This window comes from Luteolibacter yonseiensis, from assembly GCF_016595465.1.
GTDB classification, from domain to species: Bacteria; Verrucomicrobiota; Verrucomicrobiia; order Verrucomicrobiales; family Akkermansiaceae; genus Luteolibacter; species Luteolibacter yonseiensis.
The window spans coordinates 456258-478963 of record NZ_JAENIK010000012.1; the positions used below are offsets into that span (position 1 = coordinate 456258).

Annotated in this window: 14 protein-coding genes; 8 read left to right on the plus strand and 6 right to left on the minus strand. The window is 60.3% G+C overall.

All coding sequences use genetic code 11. The features are described from left to right. Window positions 1–3 precede the first annotated feature (3 nt). Window positions 4–1092, plus strand: a complete 1089-nt coding sequence (locus tag JIN84_RS17625) for a nucleoid-associated protein (protein WP_200352386.1) — start codon at window positions 4–6, stop codon at window positions 1090–1092. A gap of 488 nt (window positions 1093–1580) precedes the next feature. Here the strand turns inward: JIN84_RS17625 and JIN84_RS17630 are convergent, their stop codons facing one another. After that, a complete protein-coding gene (locus tag JIN84_RS17630; protein WP_200352387.1) occupies window positions 1581–3212 on the minus strand; it encodes a SpoIIE family protein phosphatase in 1632 nt (543 codons plus the stop codon). A 119-nt stretch (window positions 3213–3331) separates the two neighbouring features. Here JIN84_RS17630 and JIN84_RS17635 point away from each other — a divergent pair, with 119 nt between their 5' ends. Continuing rightward, on the plus strand, window positions 3332–4270 hold the full coding sequence (locus tag JIN84_RS17635; RefSeq protein WP_325099615.1) for a squalene/phytoene synthase family protein: 939 nt from the start codon (window positions 3332–3334) through the stop codon (window positions 4268–4270). Window positions 4271–4420: 150 nt separating this feature from the next. Here the strand turns inward: JIN84_RS17635 and JIN84_RS17640 are convergent, their stop codons facing one another. Beyond that, a complete protein-coding gene (locus tag JIN84_RS17640) occupies window positions 4421–5197 on the minus strand; it encodes a glycoside hydrolase family 16 protein (RefSeq protein WP_200352389.1) in 777 nt (258 codons plus the stop codon). A gap of 161 nt (window positions 5198–5358) precedes the next feature. Between JIN84_RS17640 and JIN84_RS17645 the strand changes: the two genes are divergently transcribed. Next, a complete protein-coding gene (locus JIN84_RS17645) occupies window positions 5359–6282 on the plus strand; it encodes a sugar phosphate isomerase/epimerase family protein (RefSeq protein ID WP_234043554.1) in 924 nt (307 codons plus the stop codon). Between the two features lie 314 nt (window positions 6283–6596). Here the strand turns inward: JIN84_RS17645 and JIN84_RS17650 are convergent, their stop codons facing one another. Further along, a complete protein-coding gene (locus JIN84_RS17650; RefSeq protein ID WP_200352390.1) occupies window positions 6597–12350 on the minus strand; it encodes a beta strand repeat-containing protein in 5754 nt (1917 codons plus the stop codon). A gap of 311 nt (window positions 12351–12661) precedes the next feature. Then, the gene (gene prfA, locus JIN84_RS17655; RefSeq protein ID WP_200352391.1) at window positions 12662–13735 is read right to left on the minus strand and encodes a peptide chain release factor 1; all 1074 of its coding nucleotides are present in this window, start codon (window positions 13733–13735) and stop codon (window positions 12662–12664) included. 304 nt (window positions 13736–14039) lie between these two features. Between prfA and JIN84_RS17660 the strand changes: the two genes are divergently transcribed. Continuing rightward, a complete protein-coding gene (locus JIN84_RS17660; RefSeq protein WP_200352392.1) occupies window positions 14040–15053 on the plus strand; it encodes an FAD-dependent oxidoreductase in 1014 nt (337 codons plus the stop codon). 11 nt (window positions 15054–15064) lie between these two features. Here JIN84_RS17660 and JIN84_RS17665 read toward each other — a convergent pair whose 3' ends face one another. Then, window positions 15065–16225: a class I SAM-dependent rRNA methyltransferase gene (locus JIN84_RS17665; protein WP_200352393.1), complete on the minus strand. Its 1161-nt coding sequence runs from the start codon at window positions 16223–16225 to the stop codon at window positions 15065–15067. A gap of 123 nt (window positions 16226–16348) precedes the next feature. On the opposite strand from JIN84_RS17665, the gene JIN84_RS17670 reads away from it, so the two are divergent. Then, the gene (locus JIN84_RS17670) at window positions 16349–16597 is read left to right on the plus strand and encodes a hypothetical protein (protein ID WP_200352394.1); all 249 of its coding nucleotides are present in this window, start codon (window positions 16349–16351) and stop codon (window positions 16595–16597) included. A gap of 97 nt (window positions 16598–16694) precedes the next feature. On the opposite strand, the gene JIN84_RS17675 is transcribed toward JIN84_RS17670, so the two are convergent. Next, window positions 16695–18107: a hypothetical protein gene (locus JIN84_RS17675; protein WP_200352395.1), complete on the minus strand. Its 1413-nt coding sequence runs from the start codon at window positions 18105–18107 to the stop codon at window positions 16695–16697. Window positions 18108–18279: 172 nt separating this feature from the next. Between JIN84_RS17675 and JIN84_RS17680 the strand changes: the two genes are divergently transcribed. The 3 genes from JIN84_RS17680 (at window position 18280) to JIN84_RS17690 (ending at window position 22689) form a co-directional block, all read left to right on the plus strand. Next, the gene (locus JIN84_RS17680; RefSeq protein ID WP_200352950.1) at window positions 18280–18642 is read left to right on the plus strand and encodes an iron-sulfur cluster assembly accessory protein; all 363 of its coding nucleotides are present in this window, start codon (window positions 18280–18282) and stop codon (window positions 18640–18642) included. Between the two features lie 51 nt (window positions 18643–18693). Then, on the plus strand, window positions 18694–21396 hold the full coding sequence (locus tag JIN84_RS17685) for a tetratricopeptide repeat protein (RefSeq protein ID WP_200352396.1): 2703 nt from the start codon (window positions 18694–18696) through the stop codon (window positions 21394–21396). 96 nt (window positions 21397–21492) lie between these two features. Beyond that, entirely contained in the window at window positions 21493–22689 is a 1197-nt protein-coding gene (locus JIN84_RS17690) for a phosphoglycerate kinase (protein WP_200352397.1), read from the plus strand. Window positions 22690–22706 lie beyond the last annotated feature (17 nt).

Here is a 22706-nt window from a genome sequence, read left to right on the forward strand (position 1 = left end):
CCCATGTCCGCCAAGATTCGTTTCACCTCCGCCACCGCCACCGGGCTGGTGCTTGCAAAAGTCGGTCACCCTCAGCGTGACGAGCCGCTTCAGACCTCCAAGGAGGTTTTCAAGATCGAGGAAAAGGATCAGGAAGCCCTTTCCGCCATCTTCCTCAAGCCGTTCAAAAATCTCACCGCCCACCGTTTCAGCCACCACGCGTCGCTTGAGCAGCACGAGATGAACGCCTACGCGTCCGCCATCTTCGCCTCGGACGACGGGTTGCTGGAAAAGGGCTGTGAAATCGCCAAGCGCCTCTACGCGAAGTCGAACCACCCGAACATCAAGTCCGGCGATCTTTGCATCTCGCTCATCAAGGACATCGATGTCGATGGCCAGCTCACCCAGGGCCTGTGCATTCTGAAATCAGAGAGCGTGGTGCCGTTCCTCAGCATCTCCACCCGTGACGGCGATCTGGAACTGCACACCGAACAAGGCATCAATCCCGAGAAAATCGACAAGGGCTGCCTCATCATCAACCATCTGGCGGCCAAGGGATATTATGTGCTGACCTTCGACCGCAGCGGCACCGATTCACGCTTCTGGGTGCGCGATTTCCTCGGGGTCGTCCCCATCACCGACAGTCCGTTCCTCACGAACAAATACGCGAACATGGCCGTCGCCTTCATGGAGAAGGAAAAGAAGGAAAACCCGAAGGCCTCGGCACCCGATGATGATGCTCCGCCGTGGGACACCTCGAACGCCGCGCGCGATGCGATCACCTACTTCGAGGAGAAGGAGAAATTCAGCCTCCAGGAATTCGAGGAGCAGGTACTCAAGACACCAGAAGCCAAGGCGAAATTCGCCGAGCACCGCAGCAAGGTCGAAGAGGAGCAGGGACACCGCCTCGAGGATACTTTCGAGATTTCCAAGAAAGATGTCACCAAGGCGAAGAACAAGATCAAGACCGTGATGAAACTCGACACCGGAGCGGAGGTCCGCCTCAAGCCCGCGCTCGCCGCCAAGCCGGACGCCGTTCTCGAGCACGGCTTCGACGAAGGCAGGAAGATGAAGTTCATCAAGATCTACTTCAACGAAGATCTGGCGGAGTGATGGAGCTCCGTCATCCCGGCGGCCATCTGCCCCGGACATCCTGTCCGGGGCTTCTCTATGCTTGAATCTCCAGTTGGTCATGAGTCACGGTATGCCCCGTCCCACAGCACCTGACCAAATGACTCCTACCGCCAAAACAGTCGTATCATGTACTGATGACCAGCGGTCGATCCTGCTGGATGGCCTGCGATCGCTGATCATCTGGTTTCTTGCGATCAATGCGGCGCTATGGCTCCTCGGCGGAATTTTTCATCTCCCGTGGATCCAAGCGATCGGTATCGGTATATTGGCGATGGCCGTGTTTGGCGTGCTGCCGAGAATCCTGCGGGCCAATCGCAACCTCCTGCGGATACCCTGTCCCGCGTGCGGACAGCCGGTGGGGGATCATTTTACGGAAAACTCACGCATCCATCTCCGCTGCAGGCATTGTGGCGAAGTATCGCCGACGGATTGCGGTGTGGCGGTATGCGGTGGCATGCCCTATAAGATCACGTGGTGAGGGCGCTCGTTCCACCGCGCGTGACTTCGATTCCCAACAGGCAGACGTCGTCGTCGAAATGCTGGCCATCTGAAAACGCGAGCACGCTGGAGAGGATGCCGTCCAAAGTGTTCTCCAGCGAAGAATCGGATTTCCTGTCCACGATTTCCATCAACCGTTTCTCGAAAAACGGTTCTCCGCTTTGATTCTCCGCTTCCAGGACTCCGTCCGTGAAAAGAACCATACGGTCGATTTCGGAAAGGCTGATCTCGTTGGTCGGGTAGCCGATGCCCCTGATGAGTCCGAGTCCGGGGCCCTTGTGCGAGCGTTCGCAGGCGATCTGGCGCACGCCGTTTTTTCCGGATACGATCGGCCCGGGATGCCCGGCGCAGGCGTATTTGAAGGTGCCTGCCGCGAGATCCACCACTCCGAAGAACGCGGTGGCGAACATCGTCGTCCCCGCGCGTTGGAGGATGGCGGCGAGGCCGTCGTTCAGACCTTGAAGGAAGAGTCCGGGGTCGGAAGCCTGGGCACGTTGTTTTTCCAGGAGACCCCGCAGCATCGCCACGATCAGCGCGGAGCGGACGCCGTGGCCCATCACATCGCAGATCAGGACGCCGAAGCAGTCGTCGTTCACCTTCATCACCTCGAAGAAGTCCCCCGCGAGGCCGGAGATGGGGATGTAACGCGCGCTGAAGTCCAGATGGCTTCGATTGGTACCTGTGGCTTTCGGGAATCCCTCGCCTGCGAGCGCCTGTTGGATCTCGCGGGCGAGCAGGAGCTCTTCCTCGTAAGCCTCGTTCTTTACCTGGAGTTGTCCGGCCAGGTCGGTCGCCTCGCGCTGGGCCTTGACCAGCTTGGTCACGTCACTGGAAACGCCGAACGTTCCCTTGATCTGCCCGAGACGGTCGCGCCATGGAAACTTGGAGGTGATGACCCACGTCTCGTCGCCTTCGTGCCAGGTTTCGTGTTCGAGCTGGTCGATGATCGCCTCACCGGTCCGGATGATGCGTTTCTCGTCTTCCTCGGCGGGTTTCCAGTGGTCGGTCTCGAAGAAGTCGCGATCGTGTTTTCCGGTGAGATCCGAGCCCTTTTCAAAACCCATCCACTCGGCCATGCGCTGGTTCGCCATGGTGAACTTGGACTCCGTGTCCTTGAAATAAAGCTGGAGCGGCACGTGATCGATGAGCTGCCGCAGCAGGAAGCGTTCTTCCTCCACCTGTGCCTCCGCCGCCTTGCGCCTGCTGATGTTGATCATGGAACCGGCGATGCGGACCGCCTTGCCCTCGCGATTCCGCACGACGGTGCCCCGGATGCGCAGCCACCGCCAGTCGCCGCCGCCCGTGAGGACACGTGCATCCATGGCCAGGGTATCCGGCCCGGCATCCAGCAGCGCGTTTGCCACGGCCCGCTCGAAGGCGGGATGGTCTTCCTGGAAAATATGGTCGAACGGCGGGATGAAGAGATTCGGCGCGCGATCCTTGCCGCATTCGAGGAATTCCAGGATGCGCCGGGAGTAGAATATTTCCCGCTCATCCGTATGCCAATCCCAGATGCCTTCGTTCGATGCCTTCAAGGCGAGCTCCAGGCGCTCCAGCTTCACTCGGTTTCTCTCCTGGGATGGATCCGGATTGTCGTTCATTCCGCTAGCAGGTTGCGTGTTCTTCGCACGGATCGCAACCGGATTTCATGAGGAAATGCGGTGTTTCGCCCCGACGTGGCGGGTTGACATCCTTTCTCCATGTCTCTTGTTTGGAGCCAGTGACTGATGAACTGGGAAAACAAGTGCTCAAGGGGGTGTCGCGCTCGTTCTACCTCAGCCTGCGGCTGTTGCCCGGACCCATGCGCGAGGCGGCCAGCCTCGGCTATCTGCTGGCCCGGACCAGCGACACCCTCGCCGACACCGTCACCGCCCCGCTGGAGTTGCGGGTTTCCTGCATGGATCAGTTCCGCCGTGCGGTGGCGGAGAAGACGGACGCACCACGCTGGCCGGTCACGTTGCTGAACGCCATTCCCGACCCGCGCGAGCGCCATCTTCTCGAATGCGGCGGCGAGATTTTCCAATGGCTGGAGAATCTGAGCGAACCGGAAGGTGATCTCGTGAGGGAGGTGCTGGCCACCATCATCAGCGGCCAGAGGCTGGATATGGAGCGTTTCTCCCGTGCCACCGGGGAGCATCCCGTCGCTTTGGCGGATGAATCCGCGCTGGAGGACTACACGTGGCGGGTGGCGGGTTGTGTCGGTGCGTTTTGGACAAAGCTGGGTTTCCTCACCATGGGCGACAGGTTTTCCAGCACCCCGGCAAATGAACTCCTGGAGAGGGGCATCCGCTATGGGAAAGCCCTGCAACTCGTCAATATCCTGCGTGACGTCACCGAAGATCTCTCCCATGGGCGCTGTTATCTGCCGGTCGGAAACCCGTTCGACCGTGTGGAGGTGTTGGAGGCCCACCGGCGATGGCTGGAGACGGCGGAGCTTTGGATAGGGGAGGGAGAACGCTATGCGGAGTCCCTGCATCTACGGCGGCTGCGCGCGGCGACCATCCTGCCAGCGCTCATCGCGCGAAAGACTTTGCCCGCGCTTCGTGAAGCGACCTGGGAGGCTCTGCAAGGCCGCATCAAGATTCCGCGCCATGGGATCTATCGTTCGGTGATCCAGGCTTTCCTGCTGCCTCACGTGGAGACTGATCTCCAACGTTGATTTTCCGGCCGGGGCAATGGGCGGCTTTCGCGATCCGTGACCATTTCTTGGCCCGCCATCCCGCCGCCAGGGCGTGGACCTGCGATTTTCCCGCCGCCCGTCGCCGTCGTGCTCCGGTCCACGGTTCGAGGCATGCCTTCGCAGGCGGAGTCACTTTTTCTGCTGCTGGTAGACGCGGACATAGTCCACCTCCATGCGCTGGGGGAATGCCGCGTCATCGATCCCTTTCTGTCCACCCCAATCACCGCCGATCGCGAGGTTGAGGATCAGATAGAAAGGCTTGTCGAAGGGCCACTGGTCCACCGTGTCGGACTGCTTTTTTTCAAAAGTTCCGTATGCCTTGCCGTCGATCGAGATGATGATCCGTTCCGGGGTCCACTCGGCTGAATAAATGTGGAACTCCGTGGTCGCTGTTGGAACGTTGATTTTTTCGCCGCGCTGGGTGTGCTTGATATGGTTGTATGCCTCGGTGTGCAGCGTGCCGTGGATGATGTCCGGGTCATAGCCGACGTGTTCCATGATGTCGATCTCGCCACATTTCGGCCAGGCAACCTTGCCGATGTCGGTTGGAAGCATCCAGATCGCCGGCCAGGTGCCGCGGGCCGCGGGGATCTTCGCCTTCACCTCGAAACGTCCGCAGGTCCATTCACCGTGTCCTCTCGAATTCAGGCTGGCGGAGGTGAAAGAGCCTCCTTCCATCACTTCCTTGTGAGCCTCGATAACCAGCTTGCCATCCTCCACCCTGGCGTTCCGAATGCGATCGGTGTAGAACTGCTTTTCGTTGTTGCGCAGCATTCCCTTTTCAAAACCCCATTTCGCCGGGTCGGGTGGCCCTGCCTTGTCAAATTCATCGGACCAAACCAATTTGTAGTCCTCCGAAGCGATGGCGGAAAGCGCGGTGCAGGCGAGAAGTATCAGCGGTCTCATGGGTTGTGGGGAAATATGGAAAGGTGATCTACTCGTCTCCGGAGAGTCAGATTTCAATCATTTTTCCGGCCGGCCGGTCCATCCGTAACGGGTCATGATTCAAAGGGACATGAGCAACGTTTTTTGTTTCCAACAGGTATGGAGACTGCATGCTGCGCCAGATGAAACGCCGCCATTTCCTCACGTCCGCCGCCGCATTTTCCGCCATGCCTTTGTTGTCAGGCGCGGAGGAAGCGAAACCATCCAAAGGACGGGGAAACCGGATCGGGGTGTCCTCCTATTCGTTCTGGGGATTCAACCGCGAGGACCTGCGGCCCATCGATGTCTGCATCGAACACGCGGCGCGCATGGGTTTCGACGGGTTTGAAATCCTCCAGCGGCAGTTGGTTTCCACCGAACCGGCCGAATTGATGAAAATCAAACGCCGGGCGTTTTTGCTGGGGCTGGACCTGATGGGATATTCGACGCACCAGGGCTTCCTTTCCCCGGACAAGGAGAAACGGAAAAAGAATGTGGATGAGACGATCTCTTATCTCGAGCAGGCGTACCAGATGGGAATACCGACGATCCGCGTGAACTCGGGCACGTGGGGGACCTCGAAATCCTTTGACGAGCTCATGGCGAACCGCGGCGAGGAAAAGCCGCTGGAAGGCCACAATGAGGAGGATGCCTATGGCTGGGTGATCGAAGCCTACCAGCAACTGGCGAAGGAAGCTGAAAAACGCGGGGTGGTGATGGGTCTGGAGAACCATTGGGGCCTGGGACGCACGGTGGAAGGCGTGAAGCGTGTGGTGGAAGCCGTGGATTCACCCTGGTTGCGGGTGACGCTGGACACCGGGAATTTCCTGGAAAACCCCTATGACCGGCTCGCCGCGCTTGCGAAGGACACCGTTCTCCTGCAGACGAAAACCTACTTCGGAGGCGGAGTCTGGTATACGCTGGATCTGGATTACAACCGCATCGCGAAGATCATGCGCGACGCGGAATACACGGGATATGTCTCGTTGGAATTCGAGGGGAAGGAAGATCCGTTGACGGCGATCCCGAAGAGTCTGGAATTGCTGCGGGGGGCGTTCGCCGGGTGATGGGAGTCGGGGCCTTCCTGCCGCAACAGGGGGGATCTGCTGTTTCAAGCTGCGATCAAAAATGTCGCAGCTCCTGAAAGGCGTTGATTGGTGAACTCGGAAGACTGTGAACCCAACCCGGTGACGCATGGTCAGCGAAGGATTCTTCGCAGATGGTTTAGCCATTTATCACGTATTCCGTGCGATCGGAAGACACCCTGAAGGGCAGGACTACGAACGGAAAAGCCCATGAGCGCATCGAGCATCTCATGGGCTTCGCATTCACCTCCATGCGGGTGGCGGCGTCTCCACCGCCACCTGCATGTGGTTTGAGTTTACTTCGTGACCTTGAGACGTCCGAAGAGTTTGCCACCCGCCGCAAGGCTGCGCGGGATGCGGACGGTGATCGAGTCCGGATCGGTGCCGTTCGCCGCCACGTCGACGATGACTCCGTTGCCGTCCGGACCGGAGCTGGCGGCTCCGATCGTCACATCGGTCCAGCCCGACAGATTCGATCCGTATTGGGCGGCCTGGGTGGCGACGTCCGTGTTCGCGTCATCGCGGCGCTTGAAGGCAAGCGTCAGATAGGTGGCGTCCAAGGATTGTGTCACCAGGGTGGCGGCGTCCGAAGCAAGCGGATTTCCATTCAGGTAGAACTCCAACAGGTTGCTCACACCGTCGCTGTCCGGGTCCTGGGCGAGGCCGTTGTTGGCTCCCGTCAGGCCTTTGGATGTGGCCCATGAGCTGTAGCCGGCGGCTTGTGTCGTGATGAGCAGGATCTGCTTGTTCGCACCATCATACTGCAAGGTGACTCCCGATGGCAGTCCGGTGACAGTGAAGGTTCCGGTGAGGGTTCCCGTGTAGCTGGCGACGACATAGCTTGGCTCCAGGAGAGGAGTGATGGCATTGATCGCAAGTGTCGCGCCGGTGATGGTCAGGTTTCCATTCACGGTGAGACGGTCGGCGATCGAGCCGTTTCCTTCGAATGCGTATGTTCCGGCGATGGTCGTGTTCCCGGTGGTGAGGGTTCCGATGTCGCTGCCCGGAGCAAGGAATCCTCCCGCGTTGACGGTTACCGCACCGGATGTCGAGCCGCTGCCTTTCAATGTGCCGCCGGTGGCGACGGTGACCGGGAAGGCGGCGGATCCATCCAATTGCAGGGCACCCGCATTGATCGTGGTGGTGCCGGTGTTGCTCATGCTGCCGCTCAGGATCTGGGTGCCGGTGCCTGTCTTGACCAAGGCGACCGTGCCTCCGTTCGAACCACCGTCTACGTTCCGGATCACTCCGTTGTAGTTGTAGCTGTTGGGTCCGGTGGTCTGGATGATCAACGTGCCGGTTCCATACGCCGCGGCGTCATTCAATCCGCGGTTTTCCACGACAGGATCGCCAGGGCTTCCAGTGGACACCAGGCCGCCGACGGTTTCGGTGTGGCCGTTGAGACGCAGGAAGGAATCCTCCTGTGTTCCGCCGGTCTGGCTGGTGGTGGTCCAGGTGATGATGGAGCCGTCCGCGATCTGTTCATCACCGCCGAGAACCACGCCGGACGCGTTTCCGTTCCACGCGGTGGAGGAAAGATTGATATTGCCGGGAATGGCAAGGGCTCCTCCGGTTTTCGCCAGCACCAGTTTGCCCGTGCCACCGATGGTGGTGACCCCGGCGTAGGTGTTGCTGGCGGTTCCGGTCAAGGCAACGGCATTCGTGCCAAGTTTGGTCAGGGTTCCGGGACCGCTGATCACATTGCTCAATGTGAAGAGGTTTGGAGAACCGCCACCGACGGACGAATTCGTGGCGAGACTGATGGTTCCGCTGACCGTAGACACCGCGTTGTCATTGTTCTGGAGAGCTCCATTGCCGCCGCCGTTGCCGTTGAGGATGAAGTTTTCCGGGACGGTGATATCCGCCGCGACGCACAGGCGTGCGCCGTCGGCCACGGTGGTATCCCCCACGGTGCTTCCCAATGCCGCGGCGGAGCGGATCTGGACTTCCGCTTCGTTGACATGGAAAGTTCCGTCGAATGTGTTGGTCGCCTGAATGATCAACTGGCCCGCACCGGTCTTGGTCAGTGGACCCGTGCCGGAAATCACTCCTGTCGCGAACCAGAAGGTCGAACCGGGGACCGCTGCGTCATAGGTGCCGCCGTCGGATCCAAGAACCACCGACCGGTTGAACGCACCGAAGCCCACGTTGTTTGCACCCGAGTAACGCAGCGTCGATCCGTCGATGGATAGCGTGTTCCCTTTGCCCAGAGGCGAACCGGTGCCGTTGGCGCTGAAACTGGTGACGGCGAGCACTGCTTGCTCGATCGTGGTGTTCCCAGTGTAGGTGTTGGTGCCGCTCAAGGTCAGCGTTCCCGGACCGCTTTTCACGAGATCCTGGGTGCCGTCCAAGGTCGCGGAGATCGTGGTGGAGCCGGATGTCGTGATCGTTGGCGAGCCCGAGGAGGTCGCCAGCGTCAGGACGCTGTTATCCGATGACTCAAGGTTCCACTCGGTGTTGCCGAAGATCAGATTCCCTGCGGTGCGGCCGGCATCGAGGGTGACATACGTGGCGGCGCTTTGAGGGAGGGTGAAATCCACCGTGGCGTTGACCGCATTCGGGCTCACCATGTTCTGCCATTTTCCGGTTTCGGACCAAAGGCCGCTCTCGTCCACATTCCACTTGGGAGTGGTGATCGTGCGATAAACCGCGGTTGCGATGGGGCTGTCCGTCTGACCGGCTTTCCGTGCGAAGGCCTGTATGGTGACCGTGGAATCCGTGGGAATCGTAATGCCTGTGACAGGACTGGTTCCCGAGGGGGACGTTGGGGACGGTGGCTGGCTCCCGTTGATAGTGTAGTAGATGGTCGATCCCGAGTCGGATGTGATGGTGATATTTTGTGCTCCGACATAGCCGCCCGCGACGGGATTGAAACTAGGGGTGCTGACGTAGTTCACCACCTTGATCCGGCCCAATCCAACGAGCCCGGTGGTTTCCCACTGCAGTCCCGGAGCCAGGGTGGGAAGTCCGACGATGCTGGAGAAGGAGCCGCTGAAGGTTGCTCCCGGGCCGGGAACAAACAATTGGATGGTATCGTTGAGGGCTGGCGCGCTTCCGGTGTAGTTGATGGTCAGCGTTCCGCCGTAGGTGATGTTGGTGAATCCCGAGAGCGTGTCATTTGTGATCTGGCCACTTGTCTTGTTGACCTGGAATGTGGCGTTGCCGGCGAGGGAAACCGCGGCTTTCGCGGTGAGGTTTCCGATGTCATCGACCCCGGGTGCCAGTTCTCCGCCCGCCTGAACGGTCACGGCTCCATTGGTGGTGCCCACTCCGTGCAGTTTTCCACCAGAGGCGATCGTGACCGCACCATTCAAGATACTTCCGAGGTCAGGTCCGAAGAGCGAGCCACCGGAACCGATGGTGACCGCTCCCGACGTCGTGAGGGTGCCGAAGCCGGTTGAGTCACCGGGAGCCAGGATGCCGCCGGACTGGACGGTGATCGTGCCGCCGAGGGTGCCGGATCCGATGAGTTTTCCGGTATCCTTGACGGTGACGGGAGTATTCGGAAGTGTTCCATCCACCTGAAGCACTCCACCCGAAACAGTGGTGGCTCCGAAGTAGGCTTTCCCCCCGCCCGTGAGGATCTGCGTGCCTGTGCCTGTCTTGGTGATTGCGACATTTCCGCCGTTGGAGCCTCCGTCCACGTCCCGGATGACGCCATTGAAGGTGTAGCTGTTGGTGCCGGTGACATTCACGATCACCGTGCCGGTGCCGTAGACGGCGGTGTCGGTATAGCCGCGGTTTTCAATGACCGCCTCGCCGCCGTTTCCGGTAGACTCGAGTCCTCCGACGGTTTCGGTGAAGCCGTTGGTGCGTAAGAAGGAGGCGCTCTGGGTACCACCGCCAAGCGCGTTGGTGGTCCAGGTGATGATCGCCGAATCCGCGATCTGTTCGTTGGCCGCGAGCACGAGGCCGGACGAGTTTCCTGCCCAACCGCTGGAAGACAGACTCACATCCCCGGGGATGGCGAGAGCGCCGCCGGTCTTCGCCAATACCAGTTTGCCGGTGCCGCCCAAGACGGTGCCGCCGGTGTAGTTGTTGCTGATGCTGCCGCCGAGGGTCACTCCGCCGCCATCGACCTTCGAGAATGTGCCGGAGCCGGTGATGAGGCTGTTGATCGTGCAGAGTTCGCCATAGCCCGTGCGGATGACTCCGCCGATGCCCGTCAGGGTGATGGTGCGTTCGGCACCGAGCGTGAAGATGGCGTGGCCGGGCCAGCCGCCTCCCTGGTTCGGGTTGAACATGTTGGCAAGGGTGCCTCCGTCGTTGAGAACGATCGGGTTGGTGGGGTCGCCCAGCGCGCCCTCCGTGTTGATGCCGAACACGCCGCTCGCATCAACCCCGGTGAGGACTTGTGTGCCGTTGACAGTGATCGTGCCCTTGAACGTATTGGCTGGATTGGACAATGAGAAATTCGAAGCGGTTCCTCCGGAAGTTGAACTGACGATGAGGTTCAGTTTACCAGTGCTTGGAGTTGTGACGGTTCCAGCGAAATCTCCAGCGGTGGTGAGCGGCAGATTGACGCTCAATGTGGCATCTCCGGCGGCGGTGTTGCTGACGGAGCCTGCGGTTCCGGAAAGCTTCTGAACGACTTGAGAGTGTCCGCCGAGGTCAAAGGTGCCTCCGAGAACGCTAAGAATGCCTGCGCCGATACTGCCATTGGTTCCGCCGAGCTGAAGCGTCCCGGCATTGATGGTCGTGGTCCCGCTGTAGGTGTTGTTCCCGGCCAAAACCTGCGTGCCAGCGCCGATTTTCAGCAGGCTGATTGCGGAGGCCGCGCCGCTGTCGGAGATCGTGCCGCCGAAGGTCGTGCTTCCGGATGCGGGGTTGAGCGTCAGGGTAAGGGCCTTGGTCGCCGAGCTGTTGGTGATCGAGCCGCCGCCACCGCCGATGTTGCCAAGAGACGCGACGATCTGGTTGGTGCCGTTCAAGTCCAGGGTGGCTCCGGTTGCGATCTGGACATCCGAGGTGTTCGGAATGTTGCCCGATCCGGAAATGGGATATGCGTTGGCCGCACCGTCATTGGCGGCATTGGTCACGGTGGCGTAACTGGTCGTGGCTCCCGACCAGGTGTAGGTGTTGGAGGGGCCGGCCTGGTCGCTGGTCGAGCGGTCATCGAGAGGGATCCAGGTGCTGTTGTCGTTGCTTCCCGCGACGATCCACCGTTTCGGGTTACGGGCGGGAGTGCTGTCGTTCGCGGAGGACCAGTTGTAGGAATTGATCACCTTCGCACTGCCCATGTCATAGGTGATGCTGTAGGGCACGCCACCCACGCCGAACTTGGTGAAACCGCCGGCATTCGCCCCCTTGTTGTCGTTGACGTTGCCCCAGTATTGCTCGGTGCCGGAAGCTCCATTGTTCGGCGCGGCGCTGCCGGCCTCGGCGATGGTCCATTGGCCGTTGTTATAATAATGCAATTCACCCAGCTGGTTGTAGCCATCTCCATTGTTGGCGGAAACGGTGAACCTGTAGTAGCGGTAGGGGATGTAGCCGGACGGGGTGATCTTCAGCGTCCCGGAATTGATCGCGGTGACACCGGTGTAGGAATTGCTGCCACCGAGCGTGAGGGTGGAGGAGCCGGCCTTGGCGAGTCCGGTGGTCCCGGTAAGGACCGAATTAAGGGCGGTCGGAGTATTCGTCGTGATGCTGCTACCCGTCAGAGTGAGAGTGCCGCCCGAGACCGTGTAAGCCGTGCCGCTTGTGCCGGCACCTGCGACTCCTTGTCCGAAAGTGAGATTTCCGACGGAGAAGGTTCCCGCCGTGATCGTCTGGTTCGCCGCGGTACCGCCGAAGACCGCGGAGTCGCCAGCAGTCCATGTTGCGACAGGAGCGGACGTGGTGCCGTTGTCCCAATTGCCTCCGGAAAGCCAATTCTGGGCGGTGGTGCTGGAGTTGTCACTCCCGCTGTTTACGGTGCTGGCACCTCCGTCCCACCAGAGGGTGGCGGCAAATGTGGTGCTCGTACCCGCAGCGAGTAACAATGCGGCGGCCCGGAGACCGAGGGGTTTGCGTGAAAAAGCGGACAACGCGGTAAGGCGACGGGGTTTCATGGATAAATTGGGTATTGGGTTGTATGATCGGACGTCACACAGCCAGCTTCGGATGACAATGGGTCGCTTCGCCCGCGAGGGGTGGAAGCCTGCCAGAACCTGGAAATGCGAACAAAGGGTTTGGGTGTAACTACACTGTAAGTAGTGAGCTGAATACACGCTCGCTTTCGGCAAATGGATGTCAAGCTCCCGGTTTCGGGAGTGTGTGAATTTTCGACATTCGCCGTCCCGAATCATTGATTCCGTGCGAATTCTGTCGCCATCTGGTGCCAGATGGGACGGTTTGCGCCAATCGCGTCAAGCTTGCGGAATCACAGTCCCGCTTCCGCGAGGCGGTCGGCCATTTCGGCCTTCTGGAGTTCGTTGGTGAACTCCGTGAGGTCGCCGGCCACGATACCGGTGAGGTTGTGCGAGGTGTGGCCGATCCGGTGGTCGGTGATGCGGCTTTGGGGGAAATTATAGGTCCGGATTTTTTCCGACCTGTCGCCGGAGCCGATGAGCGAGCGGCGGTGGCTGGAATAAGCGTCCTGCTGCTCCCGGAGTTTTTGTTCGTAGAGTTTGGAACGGAGGATCTGCAGAGCCATTTCCTTGTTCTTGATCTGGGACCGTCCGTCCTCGCACCGGACGTAGAGACCGGTGGGAAGGTGGAAAATCTGGACAGCGGATTCGGTGCGGTTGACGTGCTGGCCGCCAGCGCCACCCGCCCGGCAAACTTCGATGCGGAGGTCCTCCTGTTTGAGTTCGACATCGACTTCCTCAGCTTCCGGCAGCACGGCGACGGTGACGGTGGAGGTGTGGACCCTTCCTTGGGTTTCAGTGGCGGGCACCCGTTGGACGCGGTGGACCCCGGACTCGTATTTGAGATAGCGGAACACCTGCTCCCCGGTGATTTTCAAGATGACCTCCTTGAATCCTCCGACTTCGGAAGGAGAGCTTTCAAGGTGCTCCGCCTTCCAACCCCGCAGATCGGCGTAGCGCTGGTACATGCGCATCAGTTCGGCGGCGAAGAGCGATGCCTCATCTCCACCGGCACCCGCCCGGATTTCCACAAGCGCGTCGCGGTCCTCGCTCGGGTCGGCGGGAAGGAGGGCGTATTGAAGCTCCTCCTGTAGTCCGGAGATGGTCTTTTCCTGTTCGGGGATCTCCTCGGCGGCCATTTCCGCGAAATCGGGATCTCCTGATCTGACGAGTTCCTGATTGTCCGCGAGCTGGCGTTTGACGTCCTGCAATTTATCCCAAAGATCGAGCGAAGCCTTGAGCTGGCGGTGCTCGCGAAGGATGGCCGTGGCCCGCTTGGGATTGGAGAAAAGTTCCGGGTCGCCCACGGCTTCCTCAAGTTCTGAGAAGCGGTCGCGGCGTTTGGAGATAAGAGAGGAATAGTCCATCGAAAGGGAAGTCGGCTGCCGGGGAGGTGGGGAGAGGTTGGGTTCTCAGGGGGCTGGCTGTCCAGTCCTTCTGGAAGTGGATGATCCTCGGGCGGCAGGCGATCGAGGAGGCCGGAACGCGGGTATGTCCGGGATGAAAAAGTTTGATGACGGAAAACGTAGTCCGCGGATGAACCGGAGGCGTGTGCTTGGATTGACTTTGGCTGGGATGGCGGCGGGAGCGGGGTGTCGGCGCGAGCAGCCGGTGGAAGCAGTGAAAAAGGTGGAAACCAGGAAGAATAGGGAGGGGGATGATCTCGTCCCTGTGACGGTTGATCCCGCGCTGGAGATCCGCACGGTCGCGGGACTGCGCCCTTTCCGGCCATCCGGATTCGTGGTACGCAGGGAAGAGGCGGCTGGGAAAATCCTCGTCCACAACTACGGCCATGGCGGTGGCGGGATGACCCTGTCGTGGGGTAGTTCGGAACTCGCGGTGAAACTGGCGGGATCACTCGCCGGAGTATCCTGCGGCGTCGTCGGAGGAGGAGTGATGGGCCTCAGCACGGCGCGCCTGCTGCAACTGCGGGGGGCGAGCGTGACGATCTACACCGCCGCGCTGCCACCGGATACCACATCAAACATTGCGGGCGCGCAATGGTGGCCGTTTTCCGTGTTCGACAATGACCGGCGGACCGAGGCGTTCGCGGCGCAATATTGCGAGGCGGCGGCTTTTTCTTACCAGTATTTCCAGCGCCTGGTCGGACCGCATCGTGGCGTGAGATGGCTGCCGAATTATTACCTGAGCAATGATCCGCCCAAAAACGGTTGGATCAGCGGGCCCGGCGGCGTGCTGCACCCGTTGCAGGTTGGATTCCATGACTTCGGTCCTGGAGAGCACGTTTTCCCTGCCAATTACGCCCGGAGGTTCCACACCATGATGATCGAACCGTCGATCTACCTGCCTTCCCTGCTCGAAGAAGTCGAGGACGCGGGCGGGAAAATCCTGATCCGGCCCATGGCGAACCGGGATGAGATGCTGTCCCTCCCGCATCCGGTGGTTTTCAACTGTGCGGGCCTGGGCGCGAAGCAGCTCTGTGATGATCCGGAACTGATGCCCATCCGAGGACAGCTCACCTTCCTCCTGCCGCAGCCAGCTGTGAACTACAACCTGATCAGCGAGGATCTCTACATGTTCCCGCGCACGGATGGCATCCTGCTGGGGGGCACCTACGATAAGAACCAATGGGACCCGGCCCCCGACATGGCCCGGCGCACCCGCATTGTGGCGGCGCACCGGGAAATGTTCGAAGGGATGCGGCGGATACAGGCCGGCGGGTGAGAGGTGCCGGTTTATCTCGAAGCGATCACCTCCACGGTGAATCCCTTGAGATATCCCGTTTCCGGGATGGAGATCAGGATCGGGTGGTCCGCGCGCTGGGAGTGGTTCATGACAAGACGCGCTGATTTCTTCGCATCAATGGAGGCGGCGACAAGGTTTTCCATGTAGAGTTCGCGCGAGGCGTGGTAGGAGCAGCAGAAGGTGGAGAGGAGGCCGCCCTTGTCGAGGAGCTTGAGCGAGCGCAGGTGGATCTCCTTGTAGCCGCGCATGGCGTCCATGAGCGTGGCCTTGTTGCGGGTGAAGCTCGGAGGATCGAGAATGATGAGGTCGTACTCCGGCTTGGCGTGTTTGAGGAAATCGAAGACATTGTGCTCGATAACGTCGATCTCCACACCGTTGAGTTTTGCGTTCTTCCTCGCGGCTTCACAGGCGCTGGCGGAGACGTCCACGGCGGTGACATGGGCGGCGCCGGCTTTCGCACAGGCGAGGGCGAATCCGCCTTGATTGGTGAAGCAGTCGAGCACGCGTTTTCCCTTGGAGAGTGCGGCGACTTCGGCGTGGGCCTGGAACTGGTCGAGGTAGAGGCCGGTCTTCTGTCCGTCATAGAGATCCACTTCGAAGATGATGTCGTTCGCGCGGACCTGGAAACTGCCGGGATTTTCTCCATGCAGCATCTCGATCCCCGGCTCCATGCCTTCCGCCTTGCGGTAGGGAGAGTCGTTCCGGAGGACGATGGAGGCCGGATTGAGGAGGGAGATGAGAGCGTCCCGGATGATCTCCTTGCGCAGGTCCATGGCGAGCGTGAGGGTTTGCACCGACAGGTGGTCGCCATAACGGTCCACGATCAGGCCGGGCAGGCCGTCGGACTCGGACCAGACGAGGCGGGCCAGCGTTTCATCGATTCCGGAAGCTTTCCGGTGTTCGATCGCCTGGCCGATGCGGCGGGTGAAGAAATCCAGATTGAGATCCTGCTTCCGGCGTGAGAAGCGTCGCGCGACGATCTGCGACTGCGGATTGTAAATGGCGGTGCCGAGCGGGCGATCCCGGAAATCCTTGAGTGTGATGACGTCTCCTGGTTGTGGATTGCCGAAGGTTTTCTTGATCTCGGTGGCATAAATCCATTCGTGACCGTGGAAAATGCGTGCTCTGGGTGCGATGATGATGCCTGCCATGGGGCGGAAATCTCTGCCGGGAATGGGCCGCATGTCGAATGCGAAACAGCAGGTGAGTGAAATCTGGTGAGATTTTCCCCTTGATCCCGTCCGCCTGAATCCCTAGGCAGAGGGCCACCAATCATGGGACAACAACTTAAAAAGATCATCAAACGCCGTCGCCGCGCCGATTATTTGAAGCGCAAGGCTGAACAGCTGAAGCTCGGCGGCACCGTGAAAAGCTCCGCTGTCAAGAAGGCCGAGCCTGCGAAGAAGGCTCCGGCCAAGAAAGCCGCCGCCGCCAAGAAAGCTCCAGCGAAGAAAGTCGCCAAGAAAGCTGACGAAGTGGTGGAAACCGCCGCTCCAGAAGCGACCGAGACCGAGGAATCCTGAGATTCCGGTTTTTTCGATCTCCGAAGAATTTTACGGGCTGCTCCAGAAGGGGCGGCCCGTTTTTTCGTTATCCTGCAACGGGCGGAAATACTCTCCGTCACAACGTCGGTAGAATCAACGGCTTGATCGCGGATTTCTTGAATTCCTGAATCTTCGGAAGCGAAAGTTTTCGGGTCACCGGGTCCCATTGGTAGGGCGCTCCATAGATGGGATCATTGGGGACCGGCTGGCCTTTGAGGATGGCGAAGGCGGCTTGCGTCATTCCCGTCTGGACTTGGTACCTTTCCCAAGTGTCACGCAGGTTGTGGCTGTCCGTTGTCATGCCATGTTCTTTGGCGATCCGCTGGCTGCGCAGCGAGAGGTCCTTATAGCCGGGGCGGACGACAGGGTTTGACGGAAGGTCCGATAGGGAGAGTGATTCGTTCCGGTTGACGAACGACCGGGATGCCTGGGTGTAGGCCTCTGCCAACGCTTCCGCATCGGCGGGAGTTCCGGGATCCTTCGTATCCGCCAACGCGGGAAGGAAGACCCCGGGCATGTAGGCATTCCATTCGCCCCGGACCAGCCGTGCGAAATCGGCGGGTTGGCGGAGTGTCGGGTTCGCCGCATTTTCCCAAGCCGTGACATCGGTCCCGGAGGGAAGGGCCGGGAGGATGTTGGAAAGGACGTATCGGTCGATGGTTTGTTGGACGTTGGCACCGACGAGCCCCTGCATGAAGGTGGGGGCCTCGCCATTCCTCAGATGATCGGCGAGTCCGTTTGCCGCCCGGATGGATTCCAACGCACGGCCGATATCGCCTTGTTCGGCAAAAAGTCTGGCCTCCATGAGAAATGCCTTGGAAAAATCGCGGGCTGCCATGCCCGTTTCGAGTACCGTTTCATCTTCGGAAAAGCCTCCGGAGGATCGCTCCGGCATGAGGGCGATGGCGCGCGCTTCATCCAGCAACGCCCGGTTGTCATCCAGCCAGTCTTTCACGGAGTGCGAATTCCACGGAAACTCCTTGGTGACTCCGAAGTGCGCCTTGAGCTTGTCCGGCAGGTCGATGAGGCCGGATGCACCCGGCTTTATCGTGTCACGCAGGCGTTTTTCGAAACGTGCCCACTGCAGCAGTCCGTTGCGTTCGGCTGGAAGGTCTTTGTAAGTGACCGAGAGTTCGGGGTAGCGGACCAGGATGCGTCCGTACCACGCCTTCCCCAGCTTCATGAGCTTGCGATACTTTTCTTGATCCTGCGGATTTTCCGATTGCTTGAGGTTGTAAAAATGACTGCCGAAGTCGTGACCCATCTCGCTTTTCCACGGATTCAGCTTCGAGTGCGCCAAACTGAAAAGGCTGTCATCATACCAACCCAGCGGCTTGGAGCGGGCTCCTGCGGCAGGAGGTTTTGAGCCCCAGGTTGAGATGTCCGGTTCATCGAAGGTCCCCGCAAGCCAGACACCCCCGCACATGAGCAGGACAGGGATCAGCGGAATGGCGAGCCAGATAACACGTTTGGAGGGGCGGTATCTCATGTACCCTACCATCCGGGATTCCGATGATTGGAGGCAAGAGATGATTTCGATATCGAACGAGGAAGATCAAACGGCGGGAAAACGGCCGATCACGCCCGCCCGGCTCGCTGATCAGTCTCTTTTCTTACGTCTTATGTCTTGCCGTCTCCCGTCTCCAGTGCACGTTCCGGCCATGAACGCGGCGGTGAACTACAAGATCGGCAACGAAAAACTGGTGAAGGTGCTGGAAGGAGCGTCGTCACACCTGCGCGGCCTGCTCGACCGGCAGGGACGGCCGGACGGCGCGCTGCGCATCGCGGTGGTCGGTGGCGGGTGCTCTGGCCTCCAGTATAAGATGGACCTTGTCGACGGCCCGCGCGACCGGGACATCCTGGTGCCGAGCAACGGAGTGAATGTCGTGATCGACCCGAAGAGCGCGCTCTTTGTCAGCGGAAGTGAACTGGATTTTTCCGACGATCTCCAGCAGGGAGGTTTCAAGGTGAGCAATCCGAACGCGGTGGTCACCTGCTCCTGCGGCGAGAGTTTCGCGGCTTGACCGGGAAAACGAGGTTGATTGATTCGGGAAATCCGCGACGTTTCGGCATTCATGAAATTTCAGCGAGTCCTGATGGTTGCGGGATTTTCCACGTGGTCGTGGACCGCGTACGCCGCGCCGGAACCCACCACCGTGCCTTCTCCTCCGGAGAAATCCGTGGAAGTGCTCGTCCAGGAACTTGCCGATCCGAAATTCCGCACACGGGAGGAGGCCAGCCGGAAGATCTGGCAAATCGGAGATCCGGCACTCCCCGCATTACAGGCTGTCGCGGAGGGCAAGGATCCCGAGCAGGCTTACAGGGCACGGGAATTGATCCGGAAAATCCAGCTCTTCATCACTCCCGAGACAGATCCCACGGTGATCGCCATTGTCGAACAGTATGCCAAGGCCTCCGGACGGGAAAAGGAGAAACTTTTTGAGGAACTCATCCGCAAACGCGCGTGGCGGCAGCTTCTCAAGCTTTATTCCAATGAGTCGAGCGCAGAGCTGCGGGCCAGCCTCGAAGAACCGCTGCGTTCCAATCACGAGGGGAATTTCGGCATTTCCGCCGTGGCCGTGATCGCGGCGCGTGAAAGCCTGGGAAAGGGCGATGCCGATAGCGCGCGGGAGTTTTTGGAAATGGCTCCGGCCACGGCGACCGGCCTGCTCGCGCTGGCGAATTTCCACCGCAACCAAGGGACTCTGGATGATGAGTTGAAGCGCGCGCTCACGCTCAAAGGACCCCATGCCGACGCCTGGCAACTCGCGTTGTACCGTGCCTCCGGTAATGTCGGAGCCGCGAAGAATGCCGCCACCGCGGCAGGGGAATCGAAGATCTCCGCTGTGATGTCCGTCCTGCTTGGCGATCCGATTCCTTGGTTGCAGCGGGAGAAAGGAGATTCGGGTGCCGAAAAGAATGCCACGGCCTACACCGATCTCGCGATCCGGCGCTGGCAGGGAAAGCCGATCCGCGAACTGGATCGATATCCGCTGATGCTCGCGTTGAACGGGCGCGGGGACCAGGACCAACTGGCCGCCATCAACGCGTTGTACTTGCTCGGCGAAACAGCAATGGCGGACACCGCGTTTGTTCAAAGTTCGAAATTGGGTGGTTATGTTTACAACGAGATGGTCGAACGCGTCCCGGAAGCGTTGAAAATTCTGGGACTCGATCCGGAAAAGCCGGACTACACCGCATGGGTCGGCGAGAGGATTGGGATACTGAGGAAGGATGATAGCGAGGAATACAATCCTTCCGATGCGACCCTGGATCTCCTTTACCTGGTGAACTTTCTGGAAAGCCGCGGACTGGCCCAGCAGGCCGAGGATGCGTACCTGAAGCCGCTGCTCGCCCTTGCCGGGGAAAATGAGGATCATTTCACCCGGTTTTTGAGATATCTGTGCGGTTCCACACGTGGTGCGAGATCACGACACGATGGAGCCCCCGCCTTGTTGCAAAAACTGATCGGTACCTGGGCGGGTGACAATGAGGAGCGCTGGGACGACGCCCTGGGCTTCCTGTTCGGCGAACAGGAAGAGGTCCGTGTGTTATGGGAATGGCTGGCGGAACTCGACCCTCAGGCCGGTCGCGCGGAACGCCTCTCCGGGATGCTCTCGGTTTTCGGCGTCGGGCGCGACCCCGCCAAACTCCGGGAGAAATGGGTGGAGCTCGCATGGGCGGACGTCCAAAAAACTCCCTTGGAAAAGCGTGAAGCGATTTTGGAGAAAATGATCTTTCTTGTCGGGCAAACGTCGGACGCGGCCAACCAGCTCAAGCTTTGGGACATGCTGCCGGAGGGGAAACGCGAGGAAATCATGGGCGGTGTTTTCCTGGATAACTTCACCGCTGCGGGACGCTGGACCGAGGCGGCCGAGTGGGAGCTCAAACTTATCGAGGCCCGCGCCAAGGCCAAGCTTGATCCGGTACCCACCCTGCACGCCCGGGCCGCCGCATTTCTGCGGCGCGCCGGGAAGGCGGAGGAGGCTGCCGCTCACGACAGTTGGGTGGAGAAACTCGCCCTCGGCTATGACGCCGAAGCGATCTCGATTTCCTACAGCGAGGGTGGAGACTACACGCGTGCCGCGATCTGGATGGAACGGGCTGTCCGTGAGTGCAATCCGGAGAACCCCCAGACCCTCGCCAGGGTTCTGGAGGCCCACCAGGCGTTGTTGATGGAACAGGGGAGCTGGCTGCAATTGGCGGCTCATGCGGAGGTCCGGGCGCAGATCGCGGCGGCCGAGGTGCCGCCAAGCTCGAACCCCGTGGCGCTGCAAATCCTGCGTTTCCAGTCCGACCTCGGACGGGCGCTCGCGAATCTCAAGGCAGACCGCGCCGGATCCGTCGCGCTGATCAATCAGGCTCTCGGGAATTTCCCCAGCGACGGAAGTCTGGCTGACGACTTCTTTCCCGCCGTGCGCAAGGCGGGGCTGCTGAAGGAGCATGATGAGTGGTTTGAAGCGGCATGGGCGCGCATGTCCCGCGTGCTCGAACAATTTCCAGACTGTGACAACACCCGGAACACCGCCGCCTGGCTGGCTTCACGTGCCCGGCTCAAGCTCGATGAAGCCGAAGCGCTGGAGACCAGGGTCATCGCACTCAATCCGGAGGAATCCTCCTACCTCGATACCATGGCGGAGATCCGGTTCGCCAAAGGAGACCGGAAGGCGGCGCTCGAGCATTCCGCCCGCGCCGTCAATTTCGAACCCGGAGGCCCCCAGGCCCCCATCCTGCGCCGGCAGCACGAACGTTTCCGCACCGAGCCCATGCAGAAGTGAATGACAGACCGGACGCCTGTGTTCCCGGATAGGAGGGCCATCTAACTCAACACCCCGCTTGACAGCGGGCCTGCTCTAAGGCGGGATTCCCGCCCCATGGCTAAACTATCCATTCGCGATCTCGATGTTTCTTCCAAAGAAGTCCTCATGCGTGCTGACTTCAACGTCCCGCTCAAGGATGGCGTCATCACCGATGACACCCGGATCCAAGGGGCGATCCCTTCCATCCGCCATCTGATTTCGGGCGGTGCCAAGCTCGTGCTTTGCTCCCACCTCGGTCGTCCCACCGGCGGCTTCGAGGCGAAGTTCTCCCTTGCTCCCGTGGCAGCCGCACTTTCCGCCATCCTCGGCCAAGAGGTGAAACTCGCTCCGGACAGCATCGGTGAGGAAACGGCCGCCCTCCGCGCCGCCCTCCAACCGGGCGAGGTCCTGTTGCTTGAGAACACCCGTTTTTATCCCGAAGAAGAGGCCAACGACTCCGGCTACGCCGAGAAACTCGCCGGCTCGGCTGAAATTTTCGTCAACGACGCGTTCGGCACCGCTCACCGCGCGCACGCCTCCACGGAAGGTGTCACCCATTTCGTGAAGCAAAGCGCTTCCGGATTCCTTCTCGACCGCGAGCTGGAATACCTCGACGGCAAGCTCCAGAACCCCGAGCGGCCCTTCCTCGTCATCATGGGCGGCGCCAAGGTTTCGGACAAGATCCAGGTCATCACCGCGCTCATGGAGAAAGCCGACGCCTTCCTCATCGGCGGCGCGATGGCAAACACCTTCCGCAAGGCGCAGGGCTACAAGACCGGCAACAGCCGCGTGGAAGGCGACAAGCTCGACCTCGCTCTCGACATTCTCGCCAAGGCCGAGGCCAAGGGCGTGAAGTTCCTGCTTCCTGCCGACACCCGCGTGACCCAGGAGTTCAAGGAAGGTGCTGAGACCCAGGTCACCGGCGTTTACGGCCAAGGGGGCGAAACTCCCGATGGCTGGGAAGGCATCGACATCGGTGATGTCGCGATCGCCGAATTCTCCGAAGAAGTCGCCAAGGCGAAAACCATCATCTGGAACGGCCCGATGGGCGTGTTCGAACTCGACAGCTTCGCCAAGGGCACCAAGGCCATCGCCGAAGCCATGGCGGCGAACGAAGGCACCACCATCGTCGGTGGCGGTGACTCCGTCACGGCCGTCAACAAGTTCGGTCTCGATGACCGGATGACCTTCATTTCCACCGGTGGTGGCGCATCCCTCGAGCTCCTCGAAGGAAAGACCCTCCCTGGTGTGGCCGCTCTCAGCGAAGCCTGATTTCCGTCCAAACCCTC

Excerpts from the sequence above, each read along its gene's own strand:
- JIN84_RS17625 (WP_200352386.1), top strand. The coding sequence starts at position 4 with ATGTCCGCCAAGATTCGTTTCACCTCCGCCACCGCCACCGGGCTGGTG.
- JIN84_RS17630 (WP_200352387.1), bottom strand. The coding sequence starts at position 3,212 with ATGAACGACAATCCGGATCCATCCCAGGAGAGAAACCGAGTGAAGCTG.
- JIN84_RS17640 (WP_200352389.1), bottom strand. The coding sequence starts at position 5,197 with ATGAGACCGCTGATACTTCTCGCCTGCACCGCGCTTTCCGCCATCGCT.
- JIN84_RS17645 (WP_234043554.1), top strand. The coding sequence starts at position 5,359 with ATGAAACGCCGCCATTTCCTCACGTCCGCCGCCGCATTTTCCGCCATG.
- JIN84_RS17650 (WP_200352390.1), bottom strand. The coding sequence starts at position 12,350 with ATGAAACCCCGTCGCCTTACCGCGTTGTCCGCTTTTTCACGCAAACCC.
- prfA (WP_200352391.1), bottom strand. The coding sequence starts at position 13,735 with ATGGACTATTCCTCTCTTATCTCCAAACGCCGCGACCGCTTCTCAGAA.
- JIN84_RS17665 (WP_200352393.1), bottom strand. The coding sequence starts at position 16,225 with ATGGCAGGCATCATCATCGCACCCAGAGCACGCATTTTCCACGGTCAC.
- JIN84_RS17670 (WP_200352394.1), top strand. The coding sequence starts at position 16,349 with ATGGGACAACAACTTAAAAAGATCATCAAACGCCGTCGCCGCGCCGAT.
- JIN84_RS17675 (WP_200352395.1), bottom strand. The coding sequence starts at position 18,107 with ATGAGATACCGCCCCTCCAAACGTGTTATCTGGCTCGCCATTCCGCTG.
- JIN84_RS17680 (WP_200352950.1), top strand. The coding sequence starts at position 18,280 with ATGAACGCGGCGGTGAACTACAAGATCGGCAACGAAAAACTGGTGAAG.
- JIN84_RS17685 (WP_200352396.1), top strand. The coding sequence starts at position 18,694 with ATGAAATTTCAGCGAGTCCTGATGGTTGCGGGATTTTCCACGTGGTCG.
- JIN84_RS17690 (WP_200352397.1), top strand. The coding sequence starts at position 21,493 with ATGGCTAAACTATCCATTCGCGATCTCGATGTTTCTTCCAAAGAAGTC.